Annotated in this window: 14 protein-coding genes; 7 read left to right on the top strand and 7 right to left on the bottom strand. The window is 43.1% G+C overall.

Annotated elements, in window-relative coordinates:
* The first annotated feature begins 40 nt into the window (after positions 1 to 40).
* A complete protein-coding gene (cysS, locus tag NH399_RS19175; RefSeq protein WP_253042804.1) occupies positions 41 to 1,435 on the top strand; it encodes a cysteine--tRNA ligase in 1,395 nt (464 codons plus the stop codon).
* Between the two features lie 37 nt (positions 1,436 to 1,472).
* Here the strand turns inward: cysS and NH399_RS19170 are convergent, their stop codons facing one another.
* From NH399_RS19170 to mltF, 4 genes are all read right to left on the bottom strand, one after another.
* Entirely contained in the window at positions 1,473 to 2,405 is a 933-nt protein-coding gene (locus tag NH399_RS19170; protein WP_253042803.1) for a DUF808 domain-containing protein, read from the bottom strand.
* A gap of 109 nt (positions 2,406 to 2,514) precedes the next feature.
* Entirely contained in the window at positions 2,515 to 3,180 is a 666-nt protein-coding gene (locus tag NH399_RS19165) for an alanine and proline-rich secreted protein Apa (protein WP_253042802.1), read from the bottom strand.
* A 117-nt stretch (positions 3,181 to 3,297) separates the two neighbouring features.
* On the bottom strand, positions 3,298 to 3,858 hold the full coding sequence (locus NH399_RS19160) for a cob(I)yrinic acid a,c-diamide adenosyltransferase (protein WP_253042801.1): 561 nt from the start codon (positions 3,856 to 3,858) through the stop codon (positions 3,298 to 3,300).
* Between the two features lie 91 nt (positions 3,859 to 3,949).
* Positions 3,950 to 5,452, bottom strand: coding sequence for a membrane-bound lytic murein transglycosylase MltF (gene mltF / locus NH399_RS19155; protein WP_253042800.1), 1,503 nt, complete (start codon positions 5,450 to 5,452; stop codon positions 3,950 to 3,952).
* A gap of 363 nt (positions 5,453 to 5,815) precedes the next feature.
* Here mltF and purL point away from each other — a divergent pair, with 363 nt between their 5' ends.
* From purL to NH399_RS19135, 4 genes are all read left to right on the top strand, one after another.
* A complete protein-coding gene (gene purL / locus NH399_RS19150) occupies positions 5,816 to 9,712 on the top strand; it encodes a phosphoribosylformylglycinamidine synthase (protein WP_253042799.1) in 3,897 nt (1,298 codons plus the stop codon).
* A 139-nt stretch (positions 9,713 to 9,851) separates the two neighbouring features.
* The gene (locus NH399_RS19145; RefSeq protein ID WP_253042798.1) at positions 9,852 to 10,439 is read left to right on the top strand and encodes a hypothetical protein; all 588 of its coding nucleotides are present in this window, start codon (positions 9,852 to 9,854) and stop codon (positions 10,437 to 10,439) included.
* Positions 10,440 to 10,471: 32 nt separating this feature from the next.
* Complete coding sequence (locus NH399_RS19140; RefSeq protein WP_253042797.1) at positions 10,472 to 10,930, top strand: hypothetical protein; 459 nt, start codon at positions 10,472 to 10,474, stop codon at positions 10,928 to 10,930.
* Between the two features lie 176 nt (positions 10,931 to 11,106).
* On the top strand, positions 11,107 to 11,523 hold the full coding sequence (locus tag NH399_RS19135) for a hypothetical protein (protein ID WP_253042796.1): 417 nt from the start codon (positions 11,107 to 11,109) through the stop codon (positions 11,521 to 11,523).
* A 154-nt stretch (positions 11,524 to 11,677) separates the two neighbouring features.
* Here the strand turns inward: NH399_RS19135 and NH399_RS19130 are convergent, their stop codons facing one another.
* Positions 11,678 to 12,349, bottom strand: a complete 672-nt coding sequence (locus NH399_RS19130) for a DUF3011 domain-containing protein (RefSeq protein WP_253042795.1) — start codon at positions 12,347 to 12,349, stop codon at positions 11,678 to 11,680.
* 11 nt (positions 12,350 to 12,360) lie between these two features.
* Positions 12,361 to 13,296, bottom strand: coding sequence for a hypothetical protein (locus NH399_RS19125; protein WP_253042794.1), 936 nt, complete (start codon positions 13,294 to 13,296; stop codon positions 12,361 to 12,363).
* 329 nt (positions 13,297 to 13,625) lie between these two features.
* On the opposite strand from NH399_RS19125, the gene NH399_RS19120 reads away from it, so the two are divergent.
* Positions 13,626 to 17,735, top strand: a complete 4,110-nt coding sequence (locus NH399_RS19120) for an ATP-binding protein (RefSeq protein ID WP_253042793.1) — start codon at positions 13,626 to 13,628, stop codon at positions 17,733 to 17,735.
* 12 nt (positions 17,736 to 17,747) lie between these two features.
* On the opposite strand, the gene NH399_RS19115 is transcribed toward NH399_RS19120, so the two are convergent.
* On the bottom strand, positions 17,748 to 18,737 hold the full coding sequence (locus NH399_RS19115) for a questin oxidase family protein (protein WP_253042792.1): 990 nt from the start codon (positions 18,735 to 18,737) through the stop codon (positions 17,748 to 17,750).
* A gap of 260 nt (positions 18,738 to 18,997) precedes the next feature.
* Between NH399_RS19115 and gshA the strand changes: the two genes are divergently transcribed.
* The gene (gshA, locus tag NH399_RS19110) at positions 18,998 to 20,563 is read left to right on the top strand and encodes a glutamate--cysteine ligase (protein WP_253042791.1); all 1,566 of its coding nucleotides are present in this window, start codon (positions 18,998 to 19,000) and stop codon (positions 20,561 to 20,563) included.
* The last annotated feature ends 19 nt before the right edge of the window (positions 20,564 to 20,582 follow it).

Genomic DNA, 20,582 nt, shown 5'->3' with positions numbered 1-20,582 from the left:
AAGAAATTTGCGGCCCTTTTTTTATGCCTGGAGAAAACTGATGGAATTACAATTGTTTGACACCTACCAACGCGAGGTAAGGGCCTTTGAGTCGATTGAGAACAATCAGGTGGGGCTTTATTCTTGTGGGCCAACGGTTTATGACTTTGCGCATATTGGGAATTTAAGAACCTATTTATTTGTTGATCTGTTAAAACGTGTTTTGGCATTGAATGGCTATGACATCCGGCACGTGATGAATATTACTGATGTTGGCCATCTGGTATCGGATGCTGATGATGGTGAAGACAAGATGGAGAAAGGTGCTCGCAAGCACAAGGAGTCTGCCTGGGATATTGCCAAGCGTTTCGAAGCCGCTTTTTTTGACGACCTAGAACGACTTAATATTTTAAAGCCGACAATAGTCAGTCGAGCGACAGAGCATATTCAAGAACAAATCGATTTTATTCTGTCATTGGAAGAGAAGGGGTTTACTTACATAACAGATGATGGCGTGTATTTTGACACCAGTCGTCAAGATAACTATGGATTTCTGGCGCGTCTGGATAAAGAAGGCTTAATGGCGGGTGCTCGTGTTGAAGTTAATCACAAGCGGCATATTACTGACTTTGCTTTGTGGAAGTTCAGTGGTGATACCGAACGACAAATGGAATGGGAAAGTCCGTGGGGCAAGGGTTTTCCCGGTTGGCATATTGAATGCTCAGCAATGGCCGAAAAGTACTTAGGGCCATTATTTGATATTCATGTGGGTGGAGAAGACCATATTTCTGTTCATCACACGAATGAGATCGCTCAGTCTCAGGCTCGACATAATACGAATATGGCGAACTACTGGATGCATGGTTATTTCTTACAACTGGATAAAGAAAAAATATCTAAGTCGGGTAAGTCGTTAACATTAGAGCAACTGATACAAAAGGGAGCTGATCCACTGAGTTATCGTTATTTAACTTTAACGGCTCACTATCGGAGTCATTTAAATTTCAGTTGGCAATCATTGCAGTCAGCAACCAATGCGTTGACTCGATTAAGAGGGTTGGTATCGGAGTGGAAAAGGGGGAGCAAAGAAGACAAGTTACCGCATGCCGAATATCAACAGCGTTTCTATGATCTGATTAATGACGACTTAAATCTACCTGGCGCATTAGCGTTAACTTGGGAGTTGGCTCAAAGTGACCTGGAGTCGAATGTTAAGTTATCGACACTTTCCTATTTCGATCAAGTGTTAGGTCTTAATCTGATGGAATCAACCATCGAGTTAGATATACCTCAAGAGGTTATAGAGCTGGCAGAAAAAAGACTACTGGCGAGAAAAAACAAACAGTGGTCATTGTCAGATGAACTGAGAGATGAAATAGAAAGTGCTGGATTTCAGGTAGAAGATACTCGTGAAGGTTATAAAATAAAAAGCAAGAAAGTAGAGCTTGGTGAGTAAGAGTTGCCCCAGACTAAGCATCTGGGGCATTCAACTTTTAGTGTGCTTCTTTTTTACCTATTACCTTTTGAACACCGCTGACTAATAGTAGTACTAGACCGCCAGCGATAAAGCCGCCAATCATTTCTAGCAGAGTTGGGACGATATATTTTAAGGCGGTACCAACCGTTGATATTGCTGCCATTGTTTCTTTTACGCCATGGAAGAAATCATGAGAGCCGGGTATGCCATGAAGCAATATGCTACCGCCAACCATAAACATAGCAATGGTGCCAATAATGGACAGTGACTTCATTAAGAAAGGTGCAAAAATAAGTAGCCCCTTACCAACGGCTTTCTTAAAACTTGATGCTTGCTTTACCAGGTAATATCCGGCGTCATCCAACTTAACAATGCCTGCGACTAAGCCATAAACACCCACTGTCATTAATACTGCGATACCGACAACAACACTAACTTGCATCATAAACTCGGCGTTTTGTACTGTTCCTAGAGCGATAACGATGATTTCGGCGGAGAGAATAAAGTCTGTTCTGATGGCGCCTTTGATTTTTTCTTTCTCGAACTCTTCCATATCTACGTTGGGATCAGACAGAGCCTCCAGTTTCTCTTGGTGCTCTTTTTCATCGTCTTTATGAAAAAACTTGTGAGCGACTTTTTCGAAACCTTCGTAGCAAAGATACGCACCGCCTAACATTAACAAAGGAGTAATTAACCAGGGTAATAAAACACTGAGTAATAGCGCAGATGGAACCAGAATCAATTTGTTTTTAGCGGAACCTTTGGCAACGGCCCAAACAACAGGGAGTTCTCTCTCGGCTCTTACTCCAGAAACCTGTTCTGCATTAAGTGCCAGGTCATCACCCAGTACACCCGCGGTTTTTTTTGCCGCAACTTTGGTCATAACTGCGACATCGTCCAGTACTGCTGCAATATCATCAATTAAGGCTAATAGGCTTGATCCAGCCATTTATGAACTCCTGATTATTTATTCGTTGTGAGCGGTTAACAAGCTTTTATAATGTGAGGCTTATTAACCGAGTATCTTATATGTATGTTTCAATTTTAACAGATTATCGTTAAGGCGTATCAGTAGGTGTTGCGTAGATTTCGCGGCGAACTTCATCCAAGCGTTGGCGCAAATATTCCGAACGCGTTAAACCATCTGGGTAACTATCCATTTGCATAACTTCTCTAACAATTTCGGCTTCTCGCTCTTTGTAACTTTTATGCTCTGGTGTACGGTTCGCCAGATAGTGTTGCCACTGTTGTTCGCTTACTGCTTTTTCTTCGGCCAGCAATTTTTGAGAATAGCTTTGATAGTCTTCCTGATTCATCACGTACTTCATTAGCGCCAGCTTTAAAAAGGTTTTCTCAGGTTGAGAAATCTGCTGATTAGCCGCTTTGGTCTCAATGTCTTCTAATAATTCATTCGCCGTGTTATCCAGCTCCTCTCCAGACAATTGGGCAAGTTCCTTAAACTGCTTGTGGTATCGCTCGCCATCTTCAATGTCTTTAAAGTAGGCTTCTGCGCGAGGATCGAGTGGCTGCTCCTCGGTCGCAACTGGTTCTGGGGATGCTTGCTTGTTGGCTATAGCTGGAGGGGGATTGGAGGCTTGTTGGGTTGGTGCTGGTTGAGGCTCTGCGACAGCAGGAGGTGAGGATAGGGTATCTTCTAATTTGATCCAGACGACAATGCCCATTATCAAGACGACCGACATTACAATAAAAAAGAGCTTTTTCATGGCTATCCCCTGCTATTTTTTTCGCCAATATACCACTAAGTGGTTGGGGCCTTCCAGTGACCATTAGCGATAGTTGATTGCTCTTTGTCAGGGGGACTCTATCCCCCTGATAAAGAGTTATGCGTCGTCTTGAGTTCTTTTGGATTGCCACATCTCTTCAGTAATGTCTGAGCTTTTGGCCAGAATTCGACAGCACACAAAAAGAAAGTCTGACAAACGATTGAGATAGATTTTACCGGATTCGTTGATACTCTCTTCTCGGCCTAGAGAGACCATTCTGCGCTCTGCTCGACGACAGATGGTACGCGCCAGGTGGCAGCAGGTGGTTGCCATATCGCCTTTCGGTAAGATGAATTCTTTTAGTGGCGGTAGTGTGTCATTCAGTTCTGCCAACCAGGACTCAAGCGTGCTGACGTCTTCTTCTTTGACTAGAACGTATTCTGGCATGGCCAGTTCGCCGCCCAGGTTAAACAATATATGCTGGATCTTATCCAACTTCTCGCGGATGTTGTCTGGCAGCGTCTGTGAGGTGACCATGCCTATTGCTGAATTCAGTTCATCCACTGTGCCGATGGCTTCAATTCTTAGGCTGTCTTTGGCGACGCGTTGGTTTTGACCGATACCGGTTGTGCCGTCATCACCAGTTTTGGTGACGAGTTTTGATAAGCGATTACCCATGTGCAGTTCCTCAATAGAATGATGACTGCATTGTAACGGATTTTTCTACGAGGAGATGATAAAAAAGGCTAACAAAATGAATAGTTAGCCGTTAATCAACGTGTGATTTTGATTCTTTTTCAGGCAGCGGTTTTAACTGACTGCGGGGATGGGCCTCGCTGGGAGTGTCGTCATTCGATGCCACCATTTCGCCAGGCTGAAGCTCAATGCGATCAGGTCGTTCTTCGTTTAACCAAAGCAGAACATCATAATAACGACGGATGTTGGTTACATAATCGACAGGCTCATTACCACGAGCGTAACCAAAGCGGGTTTGTTTGTAGTAACGTTTTTGACGTAATAAAGGAAGTCTTTCTTTAACGTCGACCCATTTGTCTGGGTCAGCGCCTTGCTTTTGCGTAATGATGCGTGCATCTTCTACGTGACCCCAACCAATGTTGTAAGCCGCCAGGGCAAACCAGGTTCGGTCTGGTTCACCAATGCGTTCGGGAACTCGTTTTAGCATACGGCGCAGGTATTGCGCACCGCCTTCAATACTTTGCTCAGGATGCAGACGATGAGTAACCCCCATCTGTTTAGCTGTTCTTTGAGTGAGCATCATGATGCCACGAACACCTGTGCTGGAGCGTGCTTTAGGGTTCCAATGGGACTCTTGGTATCCAATCGCTGCAAGCAGACGCCAATCAAGATCGTCTTTGGCGCTTTTTTGGAACATCTCTTTATAAGGCTCCAGTTTTTCTTGGGCGCTTTTAAGGAAGGTACGAGCGTCTACATAATCAAATTCGGCTACGTGGCCATAATATTGTTCAACCAACTGACTGACTCGACCTGATTGTTGTTGCTCGCCAAAGAACTCGACCGCTTCACTAAACAGAGAGAAGTCATTGTCTTTCGCAAACGCCCAGGCCAGCTGTTGTGGCTCACCAACGGTAAAGGCGATAACCAATTCGGTGTTGTAGCGACGATTAAGATCTAAGGCAACGGAATCAACAATGGTGTAGTCGAGTGTCTCATTCAGAACCATATCCAGTAGTTCTTCCTGAGTGTGTTCTTCGGTTTCGGTCCAACTTAGCTTAGGAAACTGCTTTTTCATTTCAAGCAGAGCGGCTGAGTGGCTACTATGTGCTAAAACACGTAGCTTGCCATTTAACTGACCAAAGTTTCTGGGCCAGGTTTTACCTTGTTTAAATACAAGCTTTGATGTGGTGCTTTGATAAGGAGAGGCGAATCGTACACGTTCACTGCGAGAGCCTGTCACGGTTAAACCTGCAGCAGCGAAGTCGGCCTGGCCGTTCTCTACTGCATCAAAAATGTCTTTTATGCTGTCTTCTGGAACAAAAACGGGGGTGACGCCCAAATAATCAGCAAATTGAGTGGCTAATTCGTACTCAATGCCCGCTGGGCCATCTTTTTGTACATAATAGGTCGTTGGGCTGTTGCGAGTAACCACACGCAAAATGCCGGATTTCTTAATCTGCTCGAGTCGGGTGAGTTGGGGTTCCTGGCACGCAGTTAGCGTCAAAAGCATCAGGACTGATGTTACTAACGTTGCCGATCGTGCTGTGAATTGTCGTAAATGTGTAATAAAACTCATAAATATACTAGATTCCAAACTCATCCTATTTATATCCCTATACTGTGCAAGTCCCATAGTACGAGGGCGATTATCAGGGCTGGCGATGGATTGCGCAAGTTTTTATGCGGACAATTTTGCGTCACCCTGTATGAATTTTAGCTGAATTTTGCGATATCCGGGCAGCAATATAACGGCCGATTTGGCAATTTCTTGAGTGAAAATTGAGCTCGTTTGGCTATGTACCCAATAAATAACAAGAAAAATATGCTCTATACTTGCTCAGGAACTTACCAAAGGGAGCCTTTTCCAGTAAAATGGCGGTCCTTTTCTGGCGCCCTTATTTTTTGCCTTTGATCAATGTCATTATAGAGAGTGAGTTACATGCTGATTTTGCGTGGTGCCCCTGCATTTTCTGAATTCCGTTTAGCTAAAATTGAAAAAAACTGTCGTGAAGCTGGTGTCGAGCTTGGCAGTCTGTATGCTGAATTTGTCCATTTTGCCCATGTTTCGGAGGCTTTGACCGACGCCGAACATCAGGTTCTGGAGCGTATTTTAAAATATGGCCCCAGTAACGCCACTGGAGAGCGTAATGGCTCTTTATTGGTTGCCGTTCCACGTCCTGGAACTATCTCTCCATGGTCTTCTAAAGCAACGGATATTGCTCACAACTGTAGCTTAAATAAAGTACTGCGTCTTGAACGTGGTATTGCCTTCTACTGTGCAAACACCGACGGTGCGGAGTTGAATGAAGAGCAATTGAATATTGTTAAAGCCCATATCCATGATCGTATGGTTGAAGCGGTACTACCGAAGCTAGAAGCTGCCGACATTTTGTTCCGTCAGGAACAGCCGCGCGAGTTAACTCGAGTGGATATTTTGCAAGGTGGGCGTGAAGCGCTTGTTACTGCAAATGTTGAGCTGGGCTTAGCACTCGCCGAAGATGAAATTGATTATCTGGTTGAACGCTTTGGTGAGCTAAAGCGTAACCCAACCGACGTTGAACTTATGATGTTCGCGCAGGCTAACTCTGAGCATTGCCGACACAAAATTTTTAATGCTTCGTGGACCATTGATGGCGAAGAACAAGATCGTTCTTTGTTTAAGATGATCAAAAACACTTACGAAGTAGGTCATGAAGGCGTACTGTCTGCTTATCGAGACAATGCCGCTGTTATTGAAGGATTTGAGCAACCTCGTCTGTTTGCTGATCCTGATTCAAAGCACTATCAATATCATCAAGAGCCTGTGCACATCTTGATGAAAGTAGAAACTCATAATCACCCGACTGCTATTTCTCCATACCCAGGCGCATCTACCGGTTCTGGTGGTGAAATTCGTGACGAAGGTGCAACGGGTATTGGTGGTAAGCCAAAAGCGGGCTTAACAGGTTTTAGTGTTTCTAACCTTAAAATTCCTGGCTTACAACAGCCATGGGAAATCGACTACGGCAAACCTTCTCGCATCGTTTCTGCCCTCGATATTATGATGGAAGGCCCGATTGGTGGGGCTGCATTTAATAACGAGTTTGGTCGTCCAGCTATTTGTGGTTATTTCCGAACTTATGAGCAGGCTCATAGCTTTAGTTATGGTGAAGAAGTTCGTGGTTACCATAAGCCGATTATGATTGCTGGTGGTATGGGTAACATCCGCGACGGTCATGTTGAAAAAGGCGAGATCAAAGACGGCTATAAAGTGGTTGTTCTTGGTGGACCTGCCATGTTGATTGGTTTAGGTGGTGGTGCTGCGTCATCAATGACATCAGGTACCAGCCAGGAAGATTTAGACTTCGCATCGGTACAACGTGACAACCCAGAAATTGAACGTCGTTGTCAGGAAGTGATCGATAACTGTTGGGCATTAGGTGATCGTAACCCTATTGCTTTCATTCACGATGTGGGGGCAGGCGGTTTATCGAATGCTATCCCTGAGTTAGTTCATGATGGTGGTATGGGCGGTAACTTTGAACTGCGCCGTGTACCTAATGATGAGCCAGGCATGAGCCCTGTTGAAATCTGGTGTAATGAATCACAAGAGCGTTATGTATTAGCGGTTGCTCCTGAGCATCTTGAGCGTTTCGAAACGATTTGTGAGCGCGAGCGCTGTCCGTTTGCTGTTGTTGGTGAAGCGACAGAAGCGTTGCACTTAACTTTGAATGATGAGCATTTTGATAACCAGCCTATCGATTTACCAATGGATGTTCTATTTGGTAAAGCGCCAAAAATGCATCGCGATGTCACCAGTGCAAAAACGGATGGTGTTGCGTTAAATATTGATGCAGAGCTTAACGAAGCGGTTGATCGCGTATTGTCATTGCCTGCTGTTGCCGACAAAACCTTCTTGATTTCTATTGGTGATCGAACCGTTGGTGGTTTGGTTGCTCGTGATCAAATGGTAGGTCCCTGGCAGGTGCCTGTTGCTGACTGTGGTGTGACGGCATCAACATTGAGTGCTTATACTGGTGAAGCTATGGCCATGGGAGAGCGTACTCCTGCGGCTCTATTAAATTACGGTGCTTCAGCTCGTATGGCCGTTGGTGAGGCCATTACTAATATTGCTTCTGCTCGTATTAATAAAGTTTCTGAAATTCGTCTATCGGCAAACTGGATGTGTGCTGCTGGTGCTCCTGGTGAAGATGCTGGATTATACGAAGCGGTTAAAGCAGTAGGTATGGATCTTTGTCCTGCATTAGGTATTACAATTCCTGTAGGCAAAGACTCTATGTCAATGCGTACGGTTTGGCAGGAAGACGAGCAAAACAAAAGTGTCACTGCACCTATGTCGTTAGTGATTACAGCTTTTGCTCCAGTGCAAGACATTCGTAAAAGCTTAACGCCACAATTGCGCACCGACAAAGGCGCAACTCAATTGTTATTAATCGATTTAGGTAACGGCAAAAATCGTTTAGGTGCGACTGCACTGGCTCAAGTATTTAATCAGCTTGGTGATGATACCGCTGATGTTGATAGCGCTGAGCAGTTAAAACACTTCTTTGATGCGATTCAGGCATTGAATGAAGCGGGTCACCTCCATGCTTACCACGATCGCTCTGATGGTGGTTTATTAGCAACCGTTACCGAAATGGCGTTTGCTGGTCATACTGGTTTGAACCTTAAGTTGGACTCCTTAGCAAACGATCCTTTGGGCGTATTGTTTAACGAAGAGCTGGGTGCAGTTATTCAGGTTTCAGCTGATAACATGGATGCGGTTAATGCCATCTTTGCGCAACACCAATTAAGCGGTTGTGTTCATAACATCGGTGAATTGGCTCAAGATAAAACCATTACGATTGCTCATGGCGATCAGCAATGGTTGCAACGTGAGTTAGCTGACTTACGCGCGCTATGGTCGGCAACAACCTTCCACATGCAAAGCCTGCGTGATAATCCTCAATGTGCACAAGAAGAGCAAGATGCACGTTTGGATATGTCAAATCCTGGTATGCAGCCAAAAACAACTTACGATGTTAGCGAAGACATTGCAGCACCTTTCATTAAAACGGGTGCATTGCCTAAAGTAGCTATTTTGCGTGAGCAGGGCGTTAACAGTCATCTAGAAATGGCCGCTGCCTTTATGAAAGCGGGTTTTGATGCTGTTGATGTTCACATGAGTGACATTCTGGCTGGTCGCGTTTCAATAAACGACTTTAACGGCGCAGTTGCTTGTGGTGGTTTCTCTTACGGTGACGTATTAGGTGCTGGTGAAGGCTGGGCAAAATCGATATTGTTTAACTCTCAGGCGCGTGACCAGTTTGAAGCTTTCTTCAACCGTGAAGATGCTTTTGCTCTGGGTATCTGTAATGGTTGCCAGATGATGTCGAACTTAAAAGAGTTGATCCCTGGCAGCGAACATTGGCCGCATTTTGTACGTAACCAGTCAGAACAGTTCGAAGCTCGTTTTGCCATGGTTGAGATTGAAGAGTCTCCTTCGGTCTTTATGCAAGGCATGGCGGGTTCACACTTGCCGATTGCTGTATCTCACGGTGAAGGTCGTGCAGAGTTTGTTTCTGCTGACGCGGCAAAAGCAACCTCTGATTCTGGTTTGGTTGTTGCGCGCTATATTAATAACTATGGCGACGTTGCATCGACTTATCCGGCGAATCCAAATGGCTCACCAATGGGTATTAGTGGATTAACTAATAAAAATGGTCGTGTGACGATTATGATGCCACACCCAGAGCGTGTTCAGCGTAATGTTCAGAACAGTTGGAGCCCTGATGAGTGGGGTGAAGACGGTCCTTGGGTACGTATGTTCCGTAATGCTCGTGTTTGGGTTGGATAAATCAAACTGACTGTTTAAAAAAGGAGGCTTATAGCCTCCTTTTTTTATTGTTGTTATCTTGTCATTTTTATCGTATTTATAGCATAAGGGTTAGCTACAGCGTGATGTGTGAACTCGCGCCGTTTTTGAGAATTATAAAATGAATAAATTGGGATATATCGCTTTCGTTCTGGTGGTGTTTGTAGCAGGGATTTACTTAGGACAGCAAGGCCGAGGTGTTGAGCCAGTAACACCAACATCTGACTCTGAAAACACCAACACAAAACACACTTTGCCTTTAAATGCAGAAGCAACAACGAAAGATGTTGTCGATGAACCAACTGTAGAGCATCGTTCGCAAACTTCTATAGAAAAAACGGTAAAAACTAATAAAGCTAAAGTTCCTTCTAAGTTACCAGAGAAGGCAAGCCACTCAGAGCGCTATGCTACACAATCGATTGATTTTGATTGGAGCCATAGTCAGCGAGAAAAAATTGTACAACTCTTCGATAGTCACACAGCACAAGAGGCTGGAATATTACTTCAGTCTTCGGAGTGCAAATCAAGTATGTGTCGGTTGGAGCTAAGTAATTATGATTCAGAACAGAATGCTTTAGATATTCAACTGACAATGGAAACCTTGTATTCCGTTGACTGGTCAGAAGCTAATGTTTTCCATATTGAAGCGGTTGCAGATGATCCTAATACTCGAGTCATCTACTTAATTGATACAGAAAGAAACCCTTAGTGCAATTTAACAAGAAAACTTAAAGGATACTTATGAAAACTTTTAAGGTCGTTTGTGCTGGTGTACTTCTGATGGCAGGAGGCCTTGTTTGGAGTCATCAAGCTGATGCAACAACAAACGCTCAAGCCGCTTCCTCTAAAAAAAGTAGTTTTGCGCCAGACTATTTGAAGGATGCTCGTAAGCTGTTTTATAAGGAACAAGTTGATAAAGAGTGGCGTTTAGCACAAACGAAAAAATACTCGTCATTGTTTGATAAGCCATGGCCCCAAAAAACAGGTGCTCTATTAAAGAATATTGACTGTCGAACAAGCATTTGCCGATTAGAACTAACGAACTACCACCAAGAACAACCTCGCCTTGAGTTAACAAAACTCATTAATGCAATTTATACACTAGAGTTGCCTGAGCAGTTTTTTACTCAATCAGAAGCTTATGGGGAAAATCCTAATGTACGTATTTTATATTTAGTTGATGCCAGTCGCATCAAGTGAAGTAGAGGGAGTAGGGGGTAATTGGAGCTTTGTTAAAAGGAATAATGAAACTGCAGATTATGAAGTCTGAAGGTACTGGTAAAGAAAAAGTAGGTAAAGTTGACCTATCTCTCTGTGGATTCAAGAAAGAATCAGATTTGGGCCTTTTTGATTAGAGTTTTTTGAAAGGAGATAAAATGGTATTTGAACATATCGACGAGCTAATAGAAGATGGCAAGTTATCACATAATAAGAAAAGTGCTGGAACTTTTTTAAGTGACCTTAAAAGTGCGTTGAGTGAGTGTGAGAATTTGAAGATTAGAGACAGTGAAAATTCATCTTTATTTCTCAAGGTTTCTTTGGAAGTAGTCGGAGACACTCCGACTGTTTTTTTCTCAGAGTCAGTATTGCATGATCTATATACGGACATCACAGGAGTGTACTTGCTCAATTGTACTGAAATGAATCGGTTCTCTGATGAGCTAGTATTTAGCTTCTTTTGTAATTTCCTAGGGGAAGGTGGAGTAAGAGGTGAGATCGTAATATTAGGAAAAGAATATTTAGAATTAGTGAGAAAATATGAGTCAGAATACGAAGCACTACAGGAAAGATAGTCGGAAGTAGATATATAGTTAAGGTTTAAAAGTAGTCATTTTAACCAGCAGCCTGCGCAGGGAATACTGGTCTCCCTACGAGCTGTATTATTGAAAGGGAAGTCGTAATGATGTTATTTCGACTTCCCTTTATATTCTAAATACCAAGTAAAGTTTAGTTCGCATGTACCGTAAAGGTTGCCCGGCATCCATTATCGACCCACAGTTTTACTTGGTTACTGCTGGTTCCACTTAACACGCCCCAGTCCGTTCCTTTTTTACACCAGCTATCTGAGTGACGATATCGTATCCAGACAGGAACATTGGAGTTTCCATTGTTAAAAGGTTTTACGTTAAACGTGCAGGTTTTGTAGTTGTAGTGTTCGCTAGAGCAACTTAGGTCGGCCAGTTTTGCGGTGTTATGGAGAACAATGGGGAAAGTGGCCCGGCAATATTTACCTACGTTAATGTGTTGTCCTGAAACGATGCCATAATCCGCTCCAGCATTAGAAAAACAGCTGTCCTGAGAGTGGATATTGATGGTTCCAAAGACGTAGTGACTGGCGACTCTGGGCAGTTGGCATCTTTCGTCCGCTCCATGAATGCTTTCACAACGTACACGAATGTTATTGGCATAGTAGGTGGCTGGTGTTGTTGCACCTCCACTGCCTCCTGAACCACCGCCTGATCCGCCTCCGCAGAGGATATTGGGATTAGTGCTCGATTGGGTTTTATTTAAGTGGCAGTTATCGTTAGCTAATTGACTGTGTTTGCTGACGGGAGCCGCATCGACGGCGAAGGCGACAAATTGAAAGCACAATGGAATTAAAGCGTATTTAAGTTTCATTATATTGCTCCTTATTGATGATTTGAGTTAGAGGAGGGGGATGAAGAAGGTGTTGCTTGATTAATCGTTATTTTTCGAACATGGGGAGAAAAATATTCAGTGATATAGATCGCGCTATGATTTCGGTCTGTCGTGATGCCATTAGGCAGTCCAAAGGTCGCTTCTTCGTTGGCTCCATCTTGGTTTCCAAAGCCACCGCTACCTGCAAACTCAGAAACTTCTCCTTCCAGTGTTACTTTGTAGATCTTGTTGGTGGCTAAGCTGGTGGTATAAAGATGGCCAGCGGCGAAAACCAGATAGCCGATGTTGTTGCCAGCAATGTCGAGTGTAGCGAGTACGCTGATGTTTCCATCTTTATCAAACTTGATGATTCTGCCATCGGAGTAGTTGCCCACATACATATTACCCTGACGGTCAAATGTGATGCCGATAGGGCAGGCAGCCAATAACGGATCGTCGCTAAATACCGTGGCGCTGCCATAGCGATCGATTTGATAGATGCCACCGTCAAAGCAGCTGGTCACTAATAGACCTCTTTTGGGATGATAAGCCATGCCACCGCCAACACTAGCGGGTATGGTTGATAATTGTTCTAGATGACCTAAACGGCTACGTTTAAAAATATTGCCGTTGTTTAGGCTCGCAATATAAAAGTTGCCTCGGGAATCAAAGGTATTGCCAATAGGACCGCTCAGATCTCCTAACCCAATCGTTACGGTCCCATCTTGCCGGACTTTGTAAATTTCTGTGCCTGTGAGTTGGCCGTTTTGATCGAACTCGCCAATATTAGAAATGTATAGGTTGCCGTTTCTATTAAAGTTGATCGCGTCGTTATAGCTATTGGGTAAAGTGGCAATCGTTGTGACTTCCGCCATTGCTGTCATGGATATCAGCGTTGTTCCAAGCAGTTTCAATGCACCGAAAATACTTTGGCAGTTAGCTTTCATAGTACTCGCTCCGTGTTTTAGTCGTGGTTGTGCCAAGTAGTATGAGATATTTTTAGGAAGCACAATTAGCACTGATAAGACGGATAGTGATACTTAGAGGACCATTTATTGTTACTTTCGTGTTAGGCTTGTTTTTCTTTTTATTTCAGTGGGTTAGGCAGGCTTTGTTGCGTGGCCTGTGACTTTGTTCGTTGTTTATGTCCAATCATTGCCAGCTTCTGTCCATTGAGTGATAGACAGTTTTAAAGGTGAGTCGTTAGTATGAGCTGCGACTTTCCAATAACAAAGTTCTTTGAGTACGAAGAGCAAAGGTAATTAAGGACTGGGGTTTGTTTGATATCAAGTGGCATTGTCTGTGGTTTTTATTTTTGTTTTGGGTTACACAAAGTTTTGCCATTCAGCCTATATTGAAATTTCGAGAGCTTTCGCAGAACGAAGGCTTACCAGAAAATGCTATCTGGACAATGGAGCAAGATTCTGACGGTTTTGTATGGTTGGGAACAACCAATGGTGTTTATCGATATGATGGTTACGAGTTTTTAGCATTCCATAGTCAATATACTTTTAAAAATAGAGAGCTTAACTATGTTCGAGCTTTGTACAGAGCAGACGATGGTAAGCTTTGGGTCGGAGCTTATGGTGGGTTAGGTATTGTTAACTTATCCAAGCAAAGTATCGATCGAGTTAATCTTAAGGTTACAGAAGCGCTGTCACTGTCGGACTTTGAAATTTATGCTTTTTTTAAAACGACAAACAACCAGATTAAACTTGCTACTAATGAGGGCATTATCACTTTAAGTTCGGGGTTTGATCGTGTTGTCGCTTATGAGCATCAACAGCTAGGTTTAGGTGATGTGCCGAAAGTGCGCTCGATGGTTCGACTAGAAGATGGTGATGAGCTGATTGGTACGTTAAAAGGGCTGATTGTAAGAAGCCATAAAACTGGCACTTATGAGTTTTTTGAGCCTGAGCTAAGTCATCAACTTAAAGTTCAAGTATTGTATCGACGGCATAATGGCACCTTGTTAGCGGGAACCGATCAGGGCCTCTTTGAAATCGATGAAGAGCATCGCCGACTGGTTCGGCAGTTTCCGCAGTTGTCCGATAAATATATTATGTCTGTGACCGAAGAAGGTGCCGAGGGATTATGGGTTGCGACCTTTCAGAATGGTTTGCATTTTGTCAGCGAAAGCGAGCAGCAAGACTATCAGGCATTTGCTGGCCAAAAGATGTTGTCTGTTTTTTCTGATAAGGATGGAATGGTATGGGTAAGCAAGTCCCGTGCAGGGTTAGCTCTTTTTAATCCTTCTTCTCGTCAGTTTCGTTGGTTTTCCATGCATGAACAAAGCTTGTCTTGCCTGGCAACGTCTGAGGTGGCTCACATTTTTGTTGGTAGTGACTCGGTATTTTGGCTTGGCACATCCAACGGACTTTATCGGGTTGATTTACAGAATGGTCAATGTGAAGAATTTAATTCTCATGAAGGACAAAAAAGTCTTCATCTAAAAGCGCATATTTCAGGTTCAGAAATTGTTGGATTGATCCCTAATCCTTATATAAGTGAGTTGCTTTATGTGTTGACCACAAGAGGTGTTGATGTCCTGAATCAATCAAGCCTTAAGGTAGAGTCTCATAATATTTTTAAAGATAAGGTCAGTGGCATTTTTGATATCTCTCATGATAGCAAAAAGGATGTTTATCTCGCAGCTTATAGTGGGTTTTATCGTTATAATCTAGAGTCCGGACAAGCTTCTCAATTAGTCTCTCAAGGGTTAAAAAATAAAAGTAATGTCTATGCTAAGACATTTCAGTTCTCTAGCGGGCGAGTTTTGATTTCTAGCTGGAGAGGTTTATTGATGTTAAATACAGACCAGAAACTAGTTCCGGTACAGTGGCCGGGTTTTGACTTTGTTAAGAACCCTAGCAATATAATATTTAAGGATCGTCAGGAAACCTTATGGATTGGGTTTGATGATCTCGGCTTGTTTCGGTTCTCCGAAGAAGGAAAGCTTATTAAGGCTTACCGAGATAGTAACAAGCTGCCAGTAATAGAAAAGTTCGCGGGTATCCTTGAGGATCATCAGGGGAATATTTGGTTATCTGGAGGGAAAAACTTAGTTAAGTTAAATCCTGTAACGGATGACATCATAGTATTTTCGTCCGTTGACGGTTTCTCTGAGGGTGCTTTTAATCAAGGCGCATTCAGGGCTGATAGTGGTGATGTTTTCTTTACAGGGAAAGATGGTTTTATTCAATTCTCTCCAAACCTTATTAAGCGTAACCACTCGAACAAAAATGCCAAGTTGACGGCATTTTATTTAGCCAATATGCGGATGAACCCGGAAACTTCTTATAATGGCTTGTCATTGAGTAAGCCTGTTCATCAAATGAGTGAGCTTGATTTAAGCTACAAAAATAATGCATTTGGGATGGAGTTTTCTAACTTAAGTTTTCATAACGCCAATCAACTTCATTATGCTTATAAATTAGAGCCTTGGGATAAAGACTGGACTGTCGTCAATGCCGAACAACGCCGAGTAAGGTATCGCAATGTCGCTCCTGGAGACTATCAGTTTCGTGTAAAGACTAAAGGAGTGGATGCGTCCTGGTTGAATGATGTTCATCTTTTGTCTATCCATATTGCTCCTCCTTTTTGGCTCACGACATGGGCATATTGTCTTTATATTCTACTGGCGGCGGTCACTTTTATTGCTATTGTCAAGTTTCGAACTCACTCTCTTGAAAAGCGGTCTAAACAATTAGAGATAGCCGTACGAATGAGGACACAAGAGCTGTCTGAAGAAAAAAGCAAAGTAGAGCAACTGCTCACTCAAAAGAATGCCGAGTTGGCTAATGTTTCTCATGAATTTCGGACACCGTTAACTTTGATATTGGGTCAAACAGAACAACTATTAACTCACTTTAAATCCCATGCTTTTGTAAATACTCAGCCAAGTATTACGCACCGACAAAAAAACAAGCTAGAAGTAGTACAAAGAAACGGCTATCGATTGTTGAGGATGGTAGAGCAGTTATTGAATATGGAAAGCTTTAGAGTTAAAGCGGTTGATGAAAAAAGAGTTTATGACACTCAAAAACTGACACGAGTTACCACCGAAGCTTTTTATGACTTAGCACAAGAGAAGCAAGTGACATTACAGGTTCTTCACCTGGAACCAGTAAGTTTTTTGTTAGTGCCTGATGCCCTAGAAAAAATACTTCTGAATCTTATTTCAAATGCTATCAAATATACTCCCAAAGGCGGGCAGATCACCGTGTGCAGTTTTCGTACTCTCTCTGGACAGTTTCATTTGCAGGTATGCGATACGGGGATGGGAATTGCTGCAGAAAAGTTACCAAGGATCTTTGACCGTTTTCACCGTATATCATCTTGTAGTCAAGAGAATATACCTGGTGCTGGTATTGGTTTGGCGTTAGTAAAAGAACTCGTGGCTGCACATAATGGTACTATCGAAGTGGATAGCCAACCCGAGCAAGGCTCTGAGTTTAATGTATACCTTCCGATTATTGGCGAGCAGGCGACTAGTGAGGCTTATGAGTCAAATACTGGAGCTATTGCCACAGAGAAAATGAGCATCGATCGTGGCCATTCCATCTTAAATAAACACGTTGCTTGGGATGAACCGTTAAGTGCCGATAACGCTCAACCACTTATTTTAATTGTGGAAGACAATCAGGATATGTTGGCTTATGTTTCTGACTGTTTAAGTGAGCAATATCGAGTGATGGTTGCCGCTGATGGTCAGCAAGGGTTAGAAAAAGCCATCGACGAAATCCCTGACTTGATCATTAGTGATTTAGTGATGCCTATTATGACTGGGCTAGAGCTTACACGAGCGCTCCGCAGCAGAGATTCAACGGATCATATTCCTATTATTTTATTGACCGCAAAAAGCGACCGTCATACAAAATTAGAGGGACTTAAAGATCAGGTCGATGAGTATTTGACTAAGCCTTTTGATATAGAAGAGCTGCAATTGCGGGTCAGTAATTTATTAGGTATTCGGCAGCTGTTAAGAAGGCGGTTTGCTCAAGAGCTTAATACGCAAGGAGCTATCAGTGAGTCTAGTCAGCTAATAATAGAAGATAAGCATCAACAGTTTATTGATAGGTTAAATCAGGCACTAGAAGTTATGCATGGAGATCCTGAGCTAACGATCCCACAAATATCTGAGAAGCTTTCTATGAGTAGTCGCCAGCTATTTCGTAAGCTCAAAGCGATTTCTGATATGACTCCCCGAGAGTATTTGCGAAACTATAGATTAGAAAAGTCTCGTCTAGCTTTATCCCAAGGTCAAAGTGCTAGTCGAGTTGCACTAGAAGTTGGTTTTTCATCACACAGTTATTTTACCAAGTGCTTTAAAGTTCAGTATGGTTGTGCTCCTTCAGAATTTTATGATGCTAAGCTTTCGAACTGAGCGATGACTTAATCACTCTTCATCAATCTTCACCGCTCTTCTAGCGATTAAGTAATATAATGAATCTCCATACTTGGAGTACTCTGATAAGCATGAATAAACCAACTTGATCTGGTGAGAGTCCGTTGAAGCCAGTGCTTTTTTTATAATGGAGTCGAAGTCGCAGTCCTGTACTTCGGGCTCTACTTCTTTATTATCAAACGGTAACCCCGTACTTAGATAAGCAACGACTATTGCTTTCCATAGTTCCCTTAGTGCTAACGATTCATCGTCGATATATTGCAGTATTGTTGAAAAGGCATGACAACCTGTCACCGTGTGCAATAGTGTAAAATCGTTTTGCAGATAAAATGCTTTAAGACATAATTTTCTAAGTGAGGCAAACGTAATGTCTTGTGGTTGAAAAACGACAGCATCTTGTTTTAAAAGGTTACCCACTTCGTTCATTCTATCGATGATAATACCCGGAGAGAATGAGTGCTTAACCCCTATGGGAGCCAGTCTGATTAGAATGTCTTCTAAAGTTTCTTCGGTTTTGTCGTTGCAAAGTTCAAAAGGTTGAAATTCAGCACTCCAGTAAGCCAGAGCAATAGCCATTTCGCCCTCGTTACCAGCATCAATGGCATAGGCTAATCGAATTAACGCATGAAAAGCGGAAGCGGCGATACCTGGCAGCAAAATAGGTAGAGATTGTCTTAATACCGCTTCGAATCCAAGGCTGTTGATTTGTTGCTTGTAGTACTTCAAATAGTTCGTGTAAGCACCACTTCTGCTTAAGTGTTTATTAAGTGACTCAATAACAAAGTCAGCTTCTTTCTCGTCGACAAGGGCAAGCCCTTTTATACTTTTATCAAAGATTGATTGCAGCCGCTCATCCGTTGCCCCTAAGCGATGCAACGCTAATAGTACCATGGGTAAGTGTGTGGCTAACCTGTCGCCATAGTGAGGATGATATTTACCCGCCTGCTCAAGGAGGTTGATTAATTGAGTATCGTTTGGCATAAATCCTCTGATTTGGTTGGCAATCTGATCACATAATACTATGTGCTGTATAGGTTTTTGGGTTCAGATCTTAGTATATCAACGGGTTTATCTCAGAGCACTTTCCTTCTGTCGATAAAAGTGAGTGTTATTTGTGCAAAAAGCACTTGTTTGCTGCGAAAATGGTCATTTTTGCCACTGCGGCTTTATCTGGTCAAACTGGTATCCCAACCTCGCCTATGGCATAGTTACGGGCATTAAAATGTTGGGAAAAAGAATGAATGTCGATTAACTTTTCGCTGCCACACGAATCTTCATTTTGGTCGCAGGATGCTGCCTCACAACTAAATGGGATTTTACGAGGATTAGAGAAAGAAAGCCTTCGAATCACTGATGAAGGATGCATATCTCAAAAGAGGCATCCCGAGGCGTTCGGATCGGCATTAACACACCAATTTATTACTACGGATTACTCCGAAGCCTTACTGGAATTTATCACGCCACCTACCACCGATTTATCGGCAACTTTATCTTGTCTGGATGATGTGCACCGCTATGTGCATCAGCATTTGGATGGTGAGACCCTGTGGGGTTCTAGTATGCCCTGTGTGATGGGAGATGAAGCGTCTATTCCATTGGCACAATATGGTTCGTCTAACAGCGCTCAGATGAAGACGGTGTATCGTATGGGCCTGGGCAATCGCTATGGACGCTTTATGCAAACCATTGCCGGTGTGCACTATAATTTTTCTTTCCCCGAGGCGTTGTGGGAGAGTTTGTGGCAGGCGTCAGATCAAACCATGGATTTGAAGGACTTTAAGTCTCACCGTTATATGGGGTTGATCCGCAACTTCCGCCGTCATGGGTGGTTAATTCCTTTGCTGTTTGGTGCGTCCCCAGCTTTATGTGAGTCTTTCTTACAAGGTCGTCCTTCCCATCTGGACTTGCTAGTGCCTGGTACTCGTTACGGGCGTTTTGCTACTTCTTTGCGCATGAGTGACCTGGGTTATCAAAACAATATCCAGCAATGCCTGAAAGTTAGCTATAACTCGTTAGAAGAGTATGTTCAGGGACTTGATCAGGCGATTCGCACCGAAGATCCTTACTACCAACAAATCGGTGTTTTGGTTGATGGAGAATACCGACAACTTAATGCCAACCTGCTGCAAATTGAGAACGAGTTTTATGCCAATATTCGGCCCAAGCGTGCGAGTCAGTCGGGAGTTCGACCGACACGAGCACTGAGCGAAGGAGGGATTGAGTACATTGAAGTTCGTTCTCTGGATCTGAATCCATTTGATCCACTGGGAGTCACTCAAGATACCTTGCACTTTATTGATGTCTTGTTGCTACTTTGTTTAATCAAACCTTCGCCTTGTATTACCGAGCGTGAGGAAGCCGAACTGGAAGAAAATTTAACGCGTGTTGTTAAGCGTGGACGTTTGCCGGGTGTTCATTTGTTAATGCAGAACTCTGAAGTTGAATTAAAGCATTTTGCCCATGAGCTGTTTGAGCAGCTGCAAGAGGTTGCTGAGTTACTGGATAAAGCTTACGAAACATCGGCTTTTTCTTCGTCGGTTCAGCAACAACATGCCCTGATTGATCAACCAGAAAAATCACTTTCTGGGCAAATCGTCAATTTAATTGAACAACGCCAGGATGGATTCTTTCCATTCGCGATGGAGCTTTCTAAACAACACTCAGAGTATTTTAATCAACGTCCTTTAGATGATGAGAAACATACAAAGTTTGAACAAGAAGCGAAAGTGTCGTTGCAAAAACAACGAGAAATAGAACAAAACGATAATAAAACATTTGAAGAGTTTTTAAGCGACTATTTTGCGTAACATTTAACGCCGTCGCACA

The organism is Pleionea sp. CnH1-48 (assembly GCF_024124665.1).
GTDB lineage: Bacteria > Pseudomonadota > Gammaproteobacteria > Enterobacterales > Kangiellaceae > JAMXSB01.
Note: the sequence above shows the minus strand (reverse complement) of the source record. Positions and strands in the feature narration are given on the sequence as shown.